Source organism: Kitasatospora sp. SC0581 (assembly GCF_048159585.1).
GTDB lineage: Bacteria > Actinomycetota > Actinomycetes > Streptomycetales > Streptomycetaceae > Kitasatospora.
Genome location: NZ_JBLRWA010000001.1, coordinates 507,530 through 524,345, shown reverse-complemented (window position 1 = coordinate 524,345; position 16,816 = coordinate 507,530). Strand labels below are relative to the sequence as shown.

Annotated in this window: 11 protein-coding genes; 7 read left to right on the top strand and 4 right to left on the bottom strand. The window is 74.4% G+C overall.

Annotated features, from left to right (window positions below; all coding sequences use genetic code 11):
- Window positions 1–21 precede the first annotated feature (21 nt).
- Both ACLWS4_RS02230 and ACLWS4_RS02225 read right to left on the bottom strand, forming a co-directional pair.
- Window positions 22–1,113: a hypothetical protein gene (locus ACLWS4_RS02230; protein ID WP_416873188.1), complete on the bottom strand. Its 1,092-nt coding sequence runs from the start codon at window positions 1,111–1,113 to the stop codon at window positions 22–24.
- Between the two features lie 107 nt (window positions 1,114–1,220).
- A complete protein-coding gene (locus tag ACLWS4_RS02225; protein ID WP_416873187.1) occupies window positions 1,221–1,898 on the bottom strand; it encodes a CPCC family cysteine-rich protein in 678 nt (225 codons plus the stop codon).
- Between the two features lie 212 nt (window positions 1,899–2,110).
- Here ACLWS4_RS02225 and ACLWS4_RS02220 point away from each other — a divergent pair, with 212 nt between their 5' ends.
- The gene (locus tag ACLWS4_RS02220) at window positions 2,111–2,950 is read left to right on the top strand and encodes a helix-turn-helix domain-containing protein (RefSeq protein ID WP_416873186.1); all 840 of its coding nucleotides are present in this window, start codon (window positions 2,111–2,113) and stop codon (window positions 2,948–2,950) included.
- 143 nt (window positions 2,951–3,093) lie between these two features.
- Entirely contained in the window at window positions 3,094–4,902 is a 1,809-nt protein-coding gene (locus ACLWS4_RS02215; protein ID WP_416873185.1) for a CocE/NonD family hydrolase C-terminal non-catalytic domain-containing protein, read from the top strand.
- 60 nt (window positions 4,903–4,962) lie between these two features.
- Here ACLWS4_RS02215 and ACLWS4_RS02210 read toward each other — a convergent pair whose 3' ends face one another.
- Window positions 4,963–6,573, bottom strand: a complete 1,611-nt coding sequence (locus tag ACLWS4_RS02210) for an MFS transporter (RefSeq protein ID WP_416873184.1) — start codon at window positions 6,571–6,573, stop codon at window positions 4,963–4,965.
- A 118-nt stretch (window positions 6,574–6,691) separates the two neighbouring features.
- Here ACLWS4_RS02210 and ACLWS4_RS02205 point away from each other — a divergent pair, with 118 nt between their 5' ends.
- Both ACLWS4_RS02205 and ACLWS4_RS02200 read left to right on the top strand, forming a co-directional pair.
- Window positions 6,692–7,003: an ArsR/SmtB family transcription factor gene (locus tag ACLWS4_RS02205; RefSeq protein WP_416873183.1), complete on the top strand. Its 312-nt coding sequence runs from the start codon at window positions 6,692–6,694 to the stop codon at window positions 7,001–7,003.
- A 110-nt stretch (window positions 7,004–7,113) separates the two neighbouring features.
- Entirely contained in the window at window positions 7,114–7,347 is a 234-nt protein-coding gene (locus ACLWS4_RS02200) for a helix-turn-helix domain-containing protein (protein ID WP_049650998.1), read from the top strand.
- Between the two features lie 12 nt (window positions 7,348–7,359).
- Here the strand turns inward: ACLWS4_RS02200 and ACLWS4_RS02195 are convergent, their stop codons facing one another.
- The gene (locus tag ACLWS4_RS02195) at window positions 7,360–10,533 is read right to left on the bottom strand and encodes a putative bifunctional diguanylate cyclase/phosphodiesterase (protein ID WP_159028424.1); all 3,174 of its coding nucleotides are present in this window, start codon (window positions 10,531–10,533) and stop codon (window positions 7,360–7,362) included.
- A gap of 231 nt (window positions 10,534–10,764) precedes the next feature.
- Here ACLWS4_RS02195 and ACLWS4_RS02190 point away from each other — a divergent pair, with 231 nt between their 5' ends.
- The 3 genes from ACLWS4_RS02190 to ACLWS4_RS02180 all read left to right on the top strand — a co-directional run bounded on the left by ACLWS4_RS02190 (window position 10,765) and on the right by ACLWS4_RS02180 (window position 16,731).
- Window positions 10,765–14,289: an amino acid adenylation domain-containing protein gene (locus ACLWS4_RS02190; protein WP_416873182.1), complete on the top strand. Its 3,525-nt coding sequence runs from the start codon at window positions 10,765–10,767 to the stop codon at window positions 14,287–14,289.
- On the top strand, window positions 14,286–15,101 hold the full coding sequence (locus ACLWS4_RS02185; RefSeq protein ID WP_416873181.1) for a leucyl/phenylalanyl-tRNA--protein transferase: 816 nt from the start codon (window positions 14,286–14,288) through the stop codon (window positions 15,099–15,101). Before ACLWS4_RS02190 ends, ACLWS4_RS02185 begins: the two co-directional genes overlap by 4 nt.
- A 79-nt stretch (window positions 15,102–15,180) precedes the next feature.
- Window positions 15,181–16,731, top strand: a complete 1,551-nt coding sequence (locus tag ACLWS4_RS02180) for a hypothetical protein (protein ID WP_416873180.1) — start codon at window positions 15,181–15,183, stop codon at window positions 16,729–16,731.
- Window positions 16,732–16,816: the final 85 nt, after the last annotated feature.

Below are 16,816 nucleotides of genomic sequence, written 5' to 3'. Positions count from 1 at the left end.
CGTCCCGTTCCTGTCCGTGGTTCAGTGCGCCGAGGTGCGCCGCAGCACCCGGCCCTGCCCGTCCGCCTCCAGCACGGCGGCGCCCCCGGGCCCGGTCACGCTGACCGTGATGGTGACGGGGCCGTCGGTGCGGAGGACGGTGATGCTCCAGGCCTGCGGGGCGTGGACGCCGAGGGTGGTCCTGGCCTCCTCGACCAGGGCGGGGAACCGCTCGTAGGGCAGCGACTTCGGGTCGAACTCGCGGGCCTTCGTGGCGGCCGAGGAGAACGTCACCGCCAGCAGGTTGTCCGTCACCTGGAGGGTGGTCACCGGGCCGTACTCGCCGTTCCGGGTCACCGAGTCGATCGACCGGCCCAACGCGCCGTCGTCGAGGAAGGACTGGCCGGCGCCGAGCACGACGGTGCCGGACCCGCCCGTCACCACCTCGGCCGACCACGAGGAGGAGACCGAGGGGTCCGCCGAGGAGGACGGCGGGTCGGCGGGCCGCTGCTCGAACAGGTCCGCGCGGAACAGGAAGACGACGGCCGTGGCGGCGAGCAGCAGGCCGAGGAGCCCGACGAAGCCGACGGCACGGCTCTCGGGAGGCTCGCTCAGCCTGGTCGCCTCGGGTGCGGAGTCGAGTCGGGCTCCGGCCGCCCGCTCCTCCCACTCCGGGGTCGGCCGCTTCACGATCCGCATGTCCGTCGGCCGGTCCGGCGGGTAGCGGACCACCAGGACGGTGCGCGGCACGTAGTCGGGGAGGTCGGCGACGTTGATGTCCTGGGTGAGCTCCACCCGGAACGCGGGCCCGTCGTCCGGTACGACGGTGAGGTCGAACCGCACCGCCCGGTCGGTCACCTGGCCCTCGGGGACGGTCCGGCCCTCGACCACCGCCAGCGCCGTACGCGGGACGACGGCCGCCTCCCGCGCCCGCCGCGGCCAACCGGCGAGGAGGTACAGCAGGCCGTAGCCGATCGGCACGCCCAGGCCGCCGACGAGCAGCGGCACATTCTCCAGGACGACGCCGACGACCAGCCCGGCGAGCGAGCCTCCGATGACGCCACCCGTCAGGAAACTGCGGGCGAGGGCGATCGGCAGGTTGCGCCTGGGCGGCACGCCGGGGGTGATCGTCATACCGGTGATTGTGCCGGGCGGAGGAGCCGGCCGATAGGCCTTTGTGCCGTCACCGGTGGGGAGTTGCTCGCGACGGGCCCCGCCGGACGGGCTTCGGCCTCGGTCGGCTACTCGTCATAGACGACCGTGAAGTCCCTTTCAGCCGTGGCGAATTCGGCCAGCCGGCTGCGTAGCAGCGCGGCCGAGGACGGGACCTCGCGCTCCAGCTCGGCCCAGCCGGTGAAGCGCAGCTCGCGGGGCATCGCGACCAGGCCGGTGATCGCGTCCCAGAAGGCGTTCCAGTTCCTGCCGTAGAACGCCGGGAAGCCGAGTTCGCGCTTCAGGACGGTGTGGAGACCGCTCTCGTCGCGGACGGATCCGACGTCGATGGTGACGAGGCGGGGCACGCTCGGCGTCGGGTCCTCGGTGGCGCCCGGGAAGGACGGCAGCCACCAGCACCAGACCGACCGGTCCTCGGGCCAGGGGCGGCCTTCCTCGTCCGCCCGGTCCTCGAAGACGTCCGTGGCCAGGTCGATGGGCCGCCAGGCGGGGTCGAGCGGCTCGTCCGGCGTCGGCGGCCGGACGAAGCGGCGGCCGCGCTGGTCGCAGGCGCCGTACTCCTGGACGTTCCGCTGGGCCCGCACCAGCGAGACGCTGTTGGCGCCGCGCGGCAGGAGCGGCCGGCGGAGCTGGGTCGGGTCGTCCTCCCAGGAGCAGACCGGGCAGACGACGGACGAACCGGGCCACCCCTCCCGGACGTCGAAGACGAGATGGCCGCAGCAGGGGCAAGGCCGACGAGTGTCCACCCCGGCAGTCTGGCCCGCCGTCCCGGTGCGTGGCGACCCGGTTTCGCGCGGCCGTTCGTCAGCCTTCCGTTCTGCTCCCCAACTCCGCTGCAACTGTGTGCAATCGGCTCGGGGGCGGCGGCGGTGCGCGGCTACGCTTCTCGGTAGGAGCCGCACGGGGAGTGCGCCGTCCACCCCGACAATTCCCAGGCAGGTGAACCATGCCCTCAGTCATGCCGTCCAGCAGCGCGGTGGCGGTCCGCAAGGAGGTCGCCGACCGGTTGCGCGAGCTGTGCCGCGACGCCGGGTTCAACGGGCGCGAGCTGGCGCTCCGGGCCGGCTGGCACCCCTCCAAGTCCTCCCGGATCATCAACGCGCTGACCTCGCCGTCCGACGAGGACATCCGCACCTGGTGCCGGCTCTGCGGGGCGGAGGAGGAGTCGGCCGACCTCATCGCCGCGACGCGCTCCGCCGAGTCGATGTACGTGGAGTGGCGGCGGCTCCAGCGCACCGGGCTCACCCGGCTGCAGAACTCCTACGTACCGCTGTTCGAGCGCACCAGGGTGTTCCGGGTGTACAGCTCCTCCCTCGTCCCCGGGTTCCTGCAAAGCCGGGGCTACGCAACGGCGTTGCTCTCCGCCATCACCCGTTTCCACGGCACCCCCGACGACGTCGCCGACGCGGTCGACGCCCGGCTCGCGCGCTCGCGGATCGTCCGGGAGGGCGGGCGGCGGTTCGCCCTGCTGGTGGAGGAGTCGGTCCTGCGCCACCGGATCGGGGACGCCGGGGTGATGCGCGGGCAGTTGGACGACCTGCTGGCCGCGACCGCGCTGCCCGCCGTCTCGTTGGGGATCGTCCCGGCGGGTGCGGAGCGGGAGGTGTGGCCGCTGGAGACCTTCAGCGTCTACGACGAGGAGCAGGTGGAGGTGGAGACCCTCACGGCGAGCCTGACCGTGACCAGGCCCCGCGAGGTCGCCCACTACCTGGACGCCTTCGAGAAGTTGTCCGGCACGGCCGTGTACGGGGACCGGGCCCGGGCGCTGATCGGTTCGGCGCTCGACACGCTCGGGTGACGCGCGAGTACCACGGTTCGGCGATCGGCAAGGGAGGATGACCGCGAACCACCTATCCGAGCGAATCTGACGATGCATCAGTTAGCATCCGGTCGCTCCGGACCATGATGCGGTCAGCATCCGTTACGGAAAAGGTGGTTCGCATGGCCAGTATCAGTGGGCAGCCGATCCCGGCGATCACCGAGGCGACCCTCACGGAGATCGCCGACAGCGGCCTCCGGGGCCCTGGCAACACCGTCAACCAGGCCGTCGTCGACCTCGGCAACGCCTTGGTGGCGGCCGTCCAGGGCGACGAGAGCGTCGAGCTCCCGCCGGAGCTGGCCGAGCTGGTGGCCCAGGTGCGGCGGATCGCCGAGGTCGAGGTCACGGGGATCCCCGTCGAGGAGAACCTCAAGCTGTCGGCGTTCACCATCAAGCTGAACGGCGACGAGCCGCGTCCGGTCGTGATCCTGCCCGCGGGGTGGAACCCGCTCGGCTGGCTGCCCTTCGTCTACGCCTACTTCAAGCTGGCGCTGCGCGGCTACCACGTGCTGACCTACACCCCGCGAGGCCTCGGCTTCCCGGACTGGATCTCCACCTCCGAGGGGCGCGTCGACGTCGCCGGGCCCAAGGACTGGGCCGACGGCTCGAAGGTCATCACCTATGCGCAGGGACACTTCAGCCCGAGCAAGGTCGGCTTCCTCGGCATGTCCTACGGGTCCGGGATCAGCCAGCTGGTCGCCGCGCACGACGAGGGCCGACGGGTGGCCGCCGTGGTCGCGCTGAGCACCTGGGGCAACCTGGCCACCAGCCTCTACACCAACGACACGCGGCATGTGGAGGCCGTCAACCTGCTGGTCGGCTTCACCGGCGGGGAGCGGGACGACAAGTTCGACGAGGAGGCCCTGGACATCCTCGACAAGTTCGACCAGGACCGCGACCTCGACGACGTGGTCGCCTGGGGCACCAAGCGCTCGCCGGAGACGTACCTGGACAAGACCAACGAACTCGGCATCCCGACCTACATCTCCAACACCTGGCACGAGACCCTCTTCCCGGTCGCCCCGGTGATCGACGTCTACAACCGGCTGACCGTGCCGAAGCAGCTGAACCTGTGGATCGGCGACCACGGCGCGCCGGAGGGCGCCGGCCTGTCCGGCCTGCTGACCCACCTGCCGTTCCCCGGCCTGGCGGAGCCCCTCCGGGAGGCCTACGAGTTCCTGGACCACCACCTGCTGGGTGCCGACAACGAGGCGCCGAACCGCAAGCAGGTGACCAATCAGGTCATGTTCACCTACAAGACCAAGCCCGTGCTGGGCGGCGGGCAGCGGATCACCGAGGCCGCCCGCAGGGAGGGCCACGACTCGTGGGCGGACGTCACCACCGGCACGGAGGTCTGGTACCTCACCGGCGTCAACGGCGACGGTGACGGCGCGCTGGCCGACAAGCAGAACGACGACTGGTCGCGGAGCTTCACCGCCGGCCTGGAGACCAAGGCCACCGCCGTGGACGAGGTCATCAAGACCGGCCAGAAGGAGTGGACGGGCAACCCCCGGCCGTACGTCCTGGCCGAGTTCGAGCGGGAGAACCTGCTCGTCTGGTCGACCGATGCGCTGACCGGCAGCGGCGGGGTGGCCCGCCGCATCCGGGGCGCCGCGACGGTCCGGCTGACCGTGCGCAGCACCGCGGACGCCGCCACCCTGGTGGCGTACCTGTTCGACGTCGCCCCGGACGGCACCTCGCGGATCATCACCCACGATCCCTACACCGTGCTCGGCCTGACGCCCGGCCAGGACGCCACCGTCGAGTGGGAGCTCCAGCCCGCCGCGTACGACGTGCCGGACGGGCACCGGGTGGCGCTGGTCGTCAACAGCCGCGACCGGCTGTATGCCTTCACGGGCGAGGTGGGCAGCACCACCACCATCGGTTCGCCGCGCGGGAACGAGTCCCGGCTGGAGCTGCCGCTGGGCTGATCCGCCCGCCGCTCCTGCCCCGGCCCGTCGCCCTCGTGGCGGCGGGCCGGTTGGCGTCCGTCAGACCGTGGTCCTGGCGGAGGAGCCGCGCAGCAGCAGCGCGATGAGGACGGCGAGCAGCGCGCCGACGGCCGCCAGGCCCCACAGCACGGAGTGGAAGGCCGAGTCGTAGGCGTGCGCCAGGAAGTCCGTGAAGGCGCGGTGGTCGGTGGCGCCGGAGAGTTCGGCGGCGCCGGTGAGGTCCCCGCCGGCCGCCCGGTCGGCGACCTCGCCGGCCCGGGAGGCGCCCGGGTGGGCGCCGATGCCGTCGGCGACCCGGGTGCCGAGCACGGTGGCCAGCGCGGAGCCGTACACCGCGACGGCGACGGCCTCGCTGCCCAGGCGCAGGGTGTTGAGGAAGCCCGCCGCCATGCCCGCCTTGGCCGGGTCGACCAACTCCAGCGCCTGGCCGTCGACCAGGCCGGCCGACAGCCCCATTCCGGCGCCGGTGATGAGCATCGGGGCGGCGAGCAGCAGCACGGTGGCGGAGGGGGAGAGCAGGGTGAGGGCGAGGTCGCCCGCGACCAGGCAGGCCAGGCTGAGGAGGACCAGGGTGAGCGGACGCATGCCGTGGGCGACCAGCCTGGCGGCGAGCATCGGCAGGACCAGTACCGGTGCGGTGAGCAGCAGCATCAGCAGCCCGGCGGCGCCGGTGCCGCGGCCGGTGACGGCGGTCAGGTAGCTCGGCAGGTAGGTGAGCACGGTGACGAAGCCGAAGGAGGCGGCCACCGGCACCAGGCAGAGGCCGAGGAAGCGGCGGTCGCGCAGCAGGCCGAGGTCCAGCATCGGGTGGGCGCTGCGGTGCTCGACGGCCGCGAAGACGCCGAGTACGGCGACCGCGCCGGCGAACAGGCCGAGCACGCCCGCGCTGCCCCAACCCCACTGGGAGCCCTGGACGATGGCGGTGGTGAGCAGCACCATGGCGAGCACGAACAGCGCGCTGCCGGGGACGTCGATCCGCCCGCCGCCGGTGCCGCCGCTGCCGGCGGATGTGGCGGCCACGGCGCGGGCGATCGCGGGCAGCGCGAGTAGGACGAACGCCAGGGCGACGGCGTGCACCGCGAACACCCAGCGCCAGCCGAGGCCCTGCACCAGCACGCCGGCCAGCGACGGGCCGAGGGCGACGCCGGCCCCGGCGACGGTGCCGAACAGCGCGAAGGCTCTGGCGCGGGCCGGGCCGTCGAAGACGGTGGAGAGGATCGCCGCGCCGCAGGAGAAGATCGCGGCGCCGCCGATGCCGGTGAGGGCGCGGGCGGCGTCCAGCCAGAGCACGTCGGCGGCGACGGCGCTGGCGAGCGAGCCGAGCGCGTAGAGGGCGACGCCGGCGGCGAAGGCCCTGGCCCGGCCGATGACGTCGGCGATCGAGCCCCAGACCAGGGTGAAGCAGGCGAAGGCCACGTTGAAGGCGTTGACCACCCACTGGAGCGGGGCGAGGTCGGCGTGGGTGCCGGCGCCGATCCGGGGGAGGGCGACCGCGGTGCCGGAGATGGACATCGGGACGACGAAGACCGCGAGGAGGACGGCGGCGAGGACGGGGGTGTGGGCGGGGCGTCGCTGCTGGTCGGGGGCGTCTGACGGCGCGGCCGGCACGGCCTGCGTCGGCTGTGCGGCCTGTGTGGGCTGCGTGCTCAAGGGGGTGTGACTCCAGGCTTGAACCGGCCACGGGGTGGCCAGGTACGGATTTGATCGAACCTAAAGCTGTCACGGCGCCGAGGTACGATGCAACCCATACCTTGCGGAGGAGGAACCGATGCCCGACGCCGAAGGCCACCCCTCGACCGGGGAGATGGACCTGCGCACCGTCCTGGGCGCGCTCGCCGACCCGCTGCGCTACGGCGTGGTCGCGGCCCTGCTGCGGGAGGGCGAGGGGGCGGCGCGCACCTGCGCCTCGTTCAACCTCCCGGTCTCCAAGTCCACCCTCACCCACCACTTCCGGGTGCTGCGCGAGTCCGGCCTGATCCGCCAGGTCGACCGCGGCAACAGCCGGGCCGCCACGCTGCGCCGCGACGACCTCGACCAGCGCTTTCCGGGGCTGCTCGACCTGGTCCGCGCCGACTCCTGACGGCGGGGGAGGCCCAAGTGGAGGTCAAGGAACCTTGACCTCCACTTGGGGCCGTCCAGGGCTGACGGCGTGTCAAACTGTGCGCCCCGCAGGCCGATGAGGAGAGTTCGGTGGATCTGGCGCGCCCCCTGATCGAGGACTTCCCCGCCCACCCGGACGGCGACCCCGCCGACGCCCTGGCCCGCGCCGTCCGGGCCCGCCGCACCGCCCTCGGTCTCACCCTCCCCGACCTCGCCGTTCGCACGGGCCTCGCCGAGGCCGACGTCCGGGCCGTCGAGGCGGGGCACGCGAGGCCGACACTGGCGCTGCTCACGGTGCTGTCGCGCGCCCTGCGGAAGGTGTAGCCGGGGAGGTCTTCAGACCGGCTCGTAGGAGGTCCGGCGGACCAGGGCGCGGGCGTGGGGGGAGTCCATGGGGTGGGCGAAGAGGTACCCCTGGCCGAGCGGGCAGCCCATGGCGGCGAGCAGGTCGCGCTGGTCGGGGTGTTCGATGCCCTCGGCGATGACCTGGACCCCGAGGGTGTCGGCGATCCGGGTGATGCCCTCGACCAGGGCGTACTGCTGGGGCGAGTGGCCGAGGCCGTCGATGAAGGACTTGTCGATCTTGAGTAGGGAGATCGGGAACTCGCGCAGGTAGGACAGCGAGGAGTAGCCGGTCCCGAAGTCGTCGATGGCGATGCCGACACCGAGTCCGGACAGCGTGGCCATGTCGGCGTGGACGCGGTCGTCGCGGCGCATCAGGACCGACTCGGTGAGCTCCAGGACGAGGGTGTGGGGGTCGATGCCGGTGGCGGCCAGCGCCCGGCGGACCACGTCCACGAAGCCGGCGTCGCGGAACTGGCGGGCCGAGACGTTGACGTTGACCCGCAGCGGAGGCCGGCCGGCGGCCGTCCGCGCCGCCGAGCTCGCGGCGTGCCAGGCGGCGACCTCCTGGGCGGCGCGTTCCAGCACCCAGGCGCCGAGCGGGACGATCTGGCCGCTCTCCTCGGCGAGGGCGATGAACTCGTCGGGCAGCACCATGCCGCGCCGGTCGTGCGGCCAGCGGACCAGCGCCTCGAAGGCGACCAGATCGCCCGAGCGCAGGTCGACGATCGGCTGGTAGTACAGCTGGAAGGCTGATTCCGCGATCGCCGAGTCGAGGTGCTCGTTCAGCTCGTGCCGCTCCACCATGCCGGTCTGGAGGGCCGGCCGGTAGTGGCGCCACTGGCGGCGGCCGGCCGCCTTGGCGGAGTAGAGCGCGAGGTCGGCGTGGGTGAGCAGCTCGGTCGCGTCCACGCTGTCCTCGGTGGTCGCCACACCGATGCTGGCCGTCACCCGCACCGTGCCCGACGTGAGCTTGAACGGTTCGGCGAACACCGCCAGCACCCCGGACGCGATGGTGTCCACGTCGGCGGGCCGTCTCGCGTCCTCCACCAGGACGGCGAACTCGTCGCCGCCGAGCCGGGCGGCGGTGTCCGAGGCGCGCAGCGCGGTGGAGATCCGCAGCGAGACGGCTACCAGCAGCTCGTCGCCGACCGCGTGCCCCTGGGTGTCGTTGACCACCTTGAAGTCGTCCAGGTCGATGAAGAGCACCCCGGTGACGGCCCCGCTGCGCTCGCCCCGGGAGAGCGCGTGCCCGACCCGGTCCTGGAACAGCACCCGGTTGGCCAGGCCGGTCAGCGAGTCGTGGAAGGCCCGGTGGGTCAGCTCGCGCTCCATCTGCCGCTGCTCGGTCACGTCGCGCAGGGTGAGCACCAGGGCGCCGACGGTCGGGTCCGCGCGCAGGTCGTCGGAGCGGACCTCGGCCTCGATCGGGGTGCGGTCCTGGCGCAGCAGCCGCCAGTGCTCGCGCGGCTGCTCGCCCCGGGGCGGCTCGGCGGTCCCGCGCATCCGGGCCAGCGCCTTGCCGACCTCCCGGCTGTCCTCGGGCGGGACCAGGTCGGTCAGCGGGGTGCCGGCCAGGTCGGGGCGGCCGAGCACCGTCGCGGCGGACGGGGAGGCGTAGCGCACGCCGTCGTCGGCGTCGAGGATCAGGATGACGTCGCTGGCGTTCTGCACCAGCGTGCGGAAGTACAGCTCGCTGTTGCGCTGGGTGACCTCGCGGCTCAGCACCACCCGCTCGACCGCGAGGGCCGCCTGCGCGGCGAGGATCTCCAGCGAGCTCCAGAGGCCGGCCAGCTCCTGCTCCGTCCCGGTGACGACGAGCGCGCCGATCAGCGGGTCGCCGGAGGGGCGCTCGGCGAGGGTGAGCGGGCAGACCAGGGCGTACGGCATGCCGCCGAGGCGGGCGAGGAGGCCGCCGTCGGCCGGGGTGGCGGCCGGGTCCAGGCCGAGGGAGCCGACGGGCAGCAGCACGGTCTCCCGGGCGGTGGCGAGCTCCAGCACCCGGTCGGACTGCGCGGTGTCCCCGGGCGTGGGCCGGGGGGTGTCGCTCCCGGCGTGCCGGACGTGCAGCACCCCGGCCTCGGCGACGGAGAGCAGGGCGACGTGCCCGGCCTCGGCCGGCATCAGGGTGGAGGCGGCGGACTGGACGGCGTCCGCGACCTCCCCCACCGTGACGGCCGCGGTCAGCCGGGCGCCCGCCTCGCGCAGCGCCCGCTCGCGGGCCACGGCCTGCCTGCGGGCGGAGACGACCACCGCCAGCCGGGCCAGCACCAGCAGGTAGAGCACCGCCGAGAAGGCGCCGATCACGCCCGCGTTGCTGGTGTTGCCGGCCAGTGCCTCGATGATCAGGATCGCCGGGGCGATCAGCGAGGCGAGGGTGAGCAGCACCAGCCGGGCGGTGCTCAGGTCCGGCTGCTGGGTGGGCACCGGCCGGGTCAGCTCGACCATCGACGGGTGCAGCGCCGCCGCGCCCCAGGCGGTGTAGAAGGCGGCCCAGCCGAGTTCGACGGGCGTGCCGATGTGCCAGGTGCCGTGCAGCTGGATCAGCCCGTACAGCACGTCGGAGACCATGATGCCGAGCGAGCCGACGGCGAGCAGCTGCAGGGAGCGGGAGTTGCCGCCGCGCGGGGTCAGCAGCCGCAGCAGCAGGGCGAGCACGACCACGTCGCCGAGCGGGTAGGCGATCGAGACGGCCTTCTGGAACCAGTCGAGGTCCGGGTTCCGGGCGTACGGGAGGATCAGGTAGATCCAGGCGAGCAGGGCCAGCCCCATGGTGGGGACGAGGGCGTCGAGCAGCCCGGCGCGGTCCTGACGAGCTGTGCGCCAGCGGATGAAGCCCAGCACGCCGACCGCGTACAGCACGTACTCGGCGAGGTAGAAGCCGTCCGCGACGGACGGGAACGGGTTGGGCACGTGCAGGATGTCCAACTGGACGGCCTGCACCACCTCGCCCACCGTGAAGCTGAGGTTGGCGAGCGCCAGCACGTACCAGTAGCGCGCGTGCGCGGGACGGTTGAGGCGGACGCCGACCACGATGGCGGCGACGCCGCCGAGGCCGATGCCGGTCCACCAGATGATCCGCTGGCCGGGATTCGCGTAGTAGATGCCGGTGAACAGCACCATCCAGAGCAGGTAACAGACCATCAGGTGTTGTCGCCGGCGAGTCAACGAGGCTACCTCCTCCACGACATCACCCCGCCGGTCGGGCGGGGGAGTTCGGGTGAGGACGGGACGGGCCGGGCGTTGGAGCCGGTCCGGGTGGGGCGGATGGGCGCTTTCGCGCAGCAGCGAGGCGTCCGGTGGGGGGTGCGACCGGACGTCCTCGACGGGGCAGGAGTGCGTATAGTCGGAAATGTCGCACTCCCCAGCATTCTGCCGCCACAGCACGAGGTCAAGCCGGTGGACGACGCAGTAGACAGCGCACAGGGCGTACGAACGGATGCGAACTCCGGCCGTCACGCCGTGGTCCGCAACGGCAACGGTCAGTATGCGATCTGGCCGGGCGACTTGACCGTCCCGGCCGGCTGGCAGCAGGTCCACGGGCCGGCCGGACGGGCCGACTGCCGGGACTGGGTGGAGCGCGAGTGGCGCCCGGCCGGGCTGGGCTTCCCCGACGGCGCCCCGGTGCGGCGGGCGGCGGGCGGAATCGCCGACCCGACGGCCGGATCGGCGGACCCGTCGGCCGGATTCCCGCACACCGTCGCCGGATTCGCGGACACGGTGCACGGGCTGTTCCGCGCGCGGGCGGCGCACGACCCGGACGCGGTTGCCGTCATCGCCGCGGACGCCACGCTGAGCTACCGCGAACTCGACCTGCGCAGCGACCGGTTGGCCGCCGCGCTGCGGGCGCGCGGGACCGGCCCGGAGCAGGTGGTGCCGGTCTGCCTGGACCGCGGGGCGGGCCTGGTCACCGCCTGGCTGGCCGTGCTCAAGGCCGGCGGGGCCTTCCTGCCGCTGGACCCGGCCCACCCGCCGCGGCGACTGGCCCGGCTGGTCGAGGACTGCGGGGCGCGGGTGGTGGTCGCGGACGGTGACGGGTTCCCGGAGGCGCCCGGGGTGTCTGTGTCCGGGGCTTCCGTGCCCGGGGTGTCCGTGCCCGGGGTGTCCGTGCCCGGGGTGTCCGTGCCCGGGGTGTCCGTGCCCGGGGTGTCCGTGCTCGGGGTGTCCGCGCCCGGGCCGGAGGACGGCGGGGAGCCCCTGAACCCCGGGGCGTACTTCGCCGGGGACGACGGCGCCGTCCCCGACGACCTCGCCTACCTGATCTACACCTCCGGCACCACCGGCCGCCCCAAGGGCGTCCCCGTCACCCACCGCGCACTGCTGTTCACCCTCGACCGGATCGTCCACGCCTACCGGCTGCGCCCCGGCGAACGCGTCCTGCACCTGGCCGCGCTGGGCTCCGACACCGCGCTGGAGCAGGCGTTCGGCGCGCTGCTCGCGGGCGCGACGGTGGTGCTCGGCGGGGGCGGCGGCGCGGGCGGCACCTGGGCGCCCACCGAGCTGGCCGGCCGGCTGCCCGGGCTGGGCCTGGCCGTCGCCGACCTCACCCCCGCCTACTGGCACCACCTGCTCGACCTGCTCCCGCCCGGCGGGCCCGGCCCCCAGGGGCTGCGCCTGGTGGTGGTCGGCGGGGACGCCGTGCACGCCGCCGACAGCCGGCACTGCCTGGACCGGCTGCCGGGCGCCCGGCTGCTCAACGCGTACGGGGTCACCGAGGCGGCCGTCACCTCGACGCTCTGCGAGGTCACCGCGGAGCTGCTCGACGGGGGCGGCGGAAGCTCCGCGGGGGCGGGCGGCACCCCGGCCGCGCCCGTGCCGATCGGACGGCCGCTGCCCGGGGTGCGGGTGCACGTGCTGGACGCCCGGCTGCGCCCCGTCCGGCCCGGGGAGAAGGGGCAGATCCACCTCGGCGGGCCCGGACTGGCCCGGGGCTACTGGCGGCAGGCCGGGCTCACCGCCGAGTCCTTCCTGCCCGACCCGTACGCGCCGCTGCCCGGCGAGCGGATGTACCGCACCGGCGACGCCGGGCGCTGGCGGGCGGACGGGCAGCTGGAGATCCTCGGCCGCTTCGACGACCAGGTGAAGGTGCGCGGGCACCGGGTGGACCCGGCCGAGGTCGAGGCCGTCCTGGCCGCGCACCCCGACGTCCGGCAGGCCCGGGTCGCGGCCGACGGCGAGTCGGCCGACGGCAGCCGCACGCTCACCGCGTACTACACGCCCGCCTCCGGGACGGCCGTCGGGGCGCCGGGGCTCCGGGCGTTCCTGGCCGACCGGCTGCCGGAGTACCTGGTGCCGGCCGAGTTCGTGCCGCTGGAGGCGATGCCCCTCACGGCGGCGGGGAAGATCGACCGGCGGCGGCTGCCGCACGCGCCGGTGCGCTCCCCGGCGTCGGCTCCCGTTCCCCCGTCGACCCCTTCGCCGGCTCCCGCACCCGGCCCCGCCGGAGACGGGGCGCTGGAGGCGGCCGTCGGGCAGCTGTGGGCGGAGCTGCTCGGCGTCGAACACATCGGCCCGGACGGCGACTTCTTCGCGCTCGGCGGCACCTCGCTGCTCGCGATGGAGATGCTGGCGCGGGCCCGGATCCTGCTCGGCGTCGACGTCGGGCAGGTGCGCACGCTCACCCGGGCGCTGCTGCGCGAGCCCGTCCTGCGCGCCTTCGCGGCGGCGCTGTCGGCGGCGCGCGGGGACACCCCCGCCGGGGCCGTACGGGACGCCGCGGTCGACTGGTTCGCGGAGGCCCGGCTCACCGAGGACCTCCGGCAGTCCTGGAGTCCGGCGCCCTCCCGCGCCGAACCCGCCGAGATCCTGCTCACCGGCGCCACCGGCTTCTGCGGCGCCCACCTGCTGCACGCGCTGCTCGCCACCACCCGGGCGCGCATCCACTGCCTGGTCCGCGCGCCCGACGAGGAACACGCGCTGGAACGGCTGCGGGCGGCCCGGCAGCGCTTCCTGCGGCAGGACCTCGCCGACCGGCGGGTGGTGCCGCTGGTCGGCGACCTCACCCGGCCGAAGCTCGGCCTGACGGACCGTCGGTTCGACTGGTTGGCCGGGCACCTGGACGCGATCCACCATCTCGGCGGACAGGTCAACTTCCTCTACCCGTACCACCAGTTGCGTGGCGCCAACGTCGGCGGCACCCGGGAGGTCGTCCGGCTCGCCGGGCACAGCCGGGGCATCCCCGTGCACTACCTCTCCACCCTCGCCGTGCTGGCCGGCTTCGGCGCGGCCGGCGTCCCGAAGGTCACCGAGCGCACCCCGCTCGCCCACCCCGAACGGCTCGGCGTCGGCTACGTCGAGAGCAAGTGGGTCGCCGAACAGCTGCTGCACAACGCGGCCGCCGCCGGGCTGCCCGTCACCGTGCTGCGCACCAACGACGTCACCGGGGACCTCGCGTCCGGGGCGATGAACACCGGCACGGAATTGTGCGCGCTGATCGCCTACGTGGCCGACAGTGGGACCTACCCGGACGTGCGGCTGCTGCTCGACTTCGTCCCCGCCGACCGCTTCGCCCGGGCCGTCGCGCACATCGCCGCCCACGCACCCGCCGCCGGCGAGGTCTACCACCTCACCTCCCCGCGCCCGGGCACCCTCGCCGACCTCGCCGAGCGGCTGCGGGTGCGCGGCCACCGGATCGCCCCGCTGCCGTACGGGGACTGGGTGCGGCGGCTGGTCCGGTTCGCCGCCGGGAACCCGACGCACCCGATCGCGCCGTTCGTCCCGCTGTTCGTGGACCGCGCGCCGGGGTCGGAGCTGTCGGTCAGCGAGATGTACTTCCGGCCGACGTTCCCGCTGTTCGAGCGGGCGAACGCGGACGCGGCGCTGGCCGGGAGCGGGATCGAACTGCCGCCGGTGGAGGCGGGGTTGATCGACCACTACCTGGCGGGGCTGGAGCGGGAGGGCTTCCTGCGGGCGGCGTCGCCGTGAGCCCCTCCGAGGCGCTCGAAGCACTGGATGTGCTCGGCGCGCTGGACGTGCGGCACGGGCCCGGCGACGGCCCGGTGGCCTTCGGCGGGTCGCTGGGCGCGCTCGGCCCCGGCGGGCTGCTGGCGGCGTACCGGCGCGGGCTGTTCCCGCTGCCGGCGGCGGACGTGTACGCGAGCGCGTACAACGAGGCGGTGTACGGGGACGACGTCGAGGCGGGGGAGGTGGCCCTGCTGCCCGGCGGGGCGGACCCGTACGCGCTCGCCTGGTGGTCGCCCGACCCCCGGCCGGTGATCGCGCCCGACGGCGTCCGGCTCGGGAGCCGGCTGGCGCGGCGGCTGCGCAACCGGTCCACGTGGTGGACGAGCGCGGACCGGGCCTTCGGGCGGGTGCTGGCGGCGTGCGCCGAGGGACGTCAACCGGCTTGGCTCACCGAGGAGTTGGCGGAGGTGCTGGTGCGGCTGCACGAGCTGGGGGCGGCGCACAGCGGGGAGGTGTGGGAGGGGGAGGAGCTGATCGGCGGGGTGTTCGGGATCGCGGTCGGGCCGGTGCTGAGCCTGGACTCGATGTTCCACCGCCGCCCGGACGCCGCCCGGGTCGCCGTCGCCGACCTCGGGGCGCGGTTCGGCGCGGCGGGCGGGCGGCTGCTCGACGCCCAGTGGGACGGGCCGCACGTGCGGAGCCTCGGGGCCGAGCCGATGGCGCGCTCGCGGTACCTCGCGGAGCTGTCGGGCGGGGGTGGGGCCTCCGCTGTGGTCCCGGACGGGGCGCCGCTGCCGGCGGCGCGGCTGGGAGGATCGGCACGCCTCCACTGACCTGCGGTTAAACATGATCGAGCTGGCTTTTTTGGCCTGTCTTCGACAAACTTATTCCTCGTCAGTAACATGACGCCGCGTGTTCAAAAGTTCCATAGGCAGGGCCTCCGGCCCCGCCGTCCTCACCCTCACCCTCATCCTCGCCGGGGCCACCGCGTGCGGGCCGACCGACCCCGGCGCCACCCAGGCCGGTGCCGAACCGGCCGCCGCCACCGTCGCCGACCCGGCCGCGACCGCCGCCGGGGGCAGCCCGGCCGCCGCCGCCCGGCCCGCCGGTGCCACCCCGCACGCCAGAGCGGCCAGTCCCGCCACCGGCCGTCCGACCCCGGGCAAGGCGCCCGTCACCGCCGCGCCCGCCGGCGACCAGCAGGCCGCGATCGGCAGCCCCGGCAGGGACGGTGGCGCGGTCACGGCGGCGACGAAGAACCTCCAGCTGACGGCGTACGACCCGGCGGGCGGGACGGCGGTGCTGTCGGCGACGGGGCCGGGCGCCACGGCCCCGACCTCGCCAACTGCCGCCCCCGGCACCGCTCCTGGCGCTTCTCCCAGCGCCGTGCCGAGCGCCGCCCCCAGCGCGGCCGCCGCCGTCCAGCCCGGGCAGCTGATCGCCAGCCCGCCCACCGCCGCCGCACCGCAGGGCGCACTGGTCGCCGTCACCGGCGTCCGCCCCGGCGCGGGCAACACGCTCGCCCTGACCACCCGCCCGGCCACCCTGGCCGAACTCCTCGGCGGCACCGAGGCCGACGGCAACGTCCCCGTCGACCCGCACGGCATCACGGTGACCCCGCTGGTCAAGGACCTCAAGGCCACCGCCGGCCTGACCGGCAACGGCGTCCAGGCCGACGCCTCCGGCACCCTGGAGGTGAACCTCAAGGCCCCCGTCCCGCTGCCCGACGGCGCCAGCCTCGACGCCTCCGGCTCGCTCCAGCTCCACCCGGCCGTCCACTTCGCCTACCACGGCGCCGCGGCCGGCAGTCCGCGCACCGCCTCGATCGGCTTCGACCTCGGCGCCCACGCGCAGTGGAAGGTCACCGGCGACGCCGCCCGCAGCACCGGCGCGGCGCCCATCCGGGTGCCCTTCGCCAAGCTGCAGGCCAGCCCGGTGCTGACGGTCGCCGGCCTGCCGGTGGTCGTCAACCTCGGCCTCACGTGCTACCTGGAGGTCAGCGCGGACGGCCAGGTTCACCTGGAGGCGGAGCAGGACGCCACCGGCACCTGGGCGGTCCGCGCCGACTACACCGGCGGCAAGGGCTGGACCCCGGTCACCAGCGCCGAGACCAAGGTCACCCCGGTGCACGTGCGGCTCAACGGCAAGGCGGGCGTGCGGGCCGCGCTCGGCGCCGAGATCAGCCTCGGCCTGTACGACACCGTCGGCGTGGAGGCCACCGTCGCCCCCTACCTGCGCGCCCAGGCCGAGGGCTCGCTGGTCGCCGACTCCTCCGGCAACCCGCCTCAGGTGCAGGGCAGTTGGTCGCTGGTCGGCGGCGTCGACCTGAACGGCTCGCTGCTCGCTCACCTGAAGGTCTTCGGCACCCCGATCATCGAGGGCAAGCTGCCGCTGCCGCCCTTCCACCGGGAGTGGCCGCTGCTCGGGGGATCGGCGACGCTGCCCGCGCCGCAGCACAGCTGATCCGACGTCACTTCGTGGGCCCCTCGACCGGGTTGTCCGGTCGAGGGGCCCACGTCGTGGGTAGGCTCGGGTCGAAGCTCGGGCC

Coding starts and splice junctions, on each gene's coding strand:
- ACLWS4_RS02230 (WP_416873188.1), bottom strand. CDS start 1,113: ATGACGATCACCCCCGGCGTGCCGCCCAGGCGCAACCTGCCGATCGCC.
- ACLWS4_RS02220 (WP_416873186.1), top strand. CDS start 2,111: ATGCCGTCCAGCAGCGCGGTGGCGGTCCGCAAGGAGGTCGCCGACCGG.
- ACLWS4_RS02215 (WP_416873185.1), top strand. CDS start 3,094: ATGGCCAGTATCAGTGGGCAGCCGATCCCGGCGATCACCGAGGCGACC.
- ACLWS4_RS02205 (WP_416873183.1), top strand. CDS start 6,692: ATGCCCGACGCCGAAGGCCACCCCTCGACCGGGGAGATGGACCTGCGC.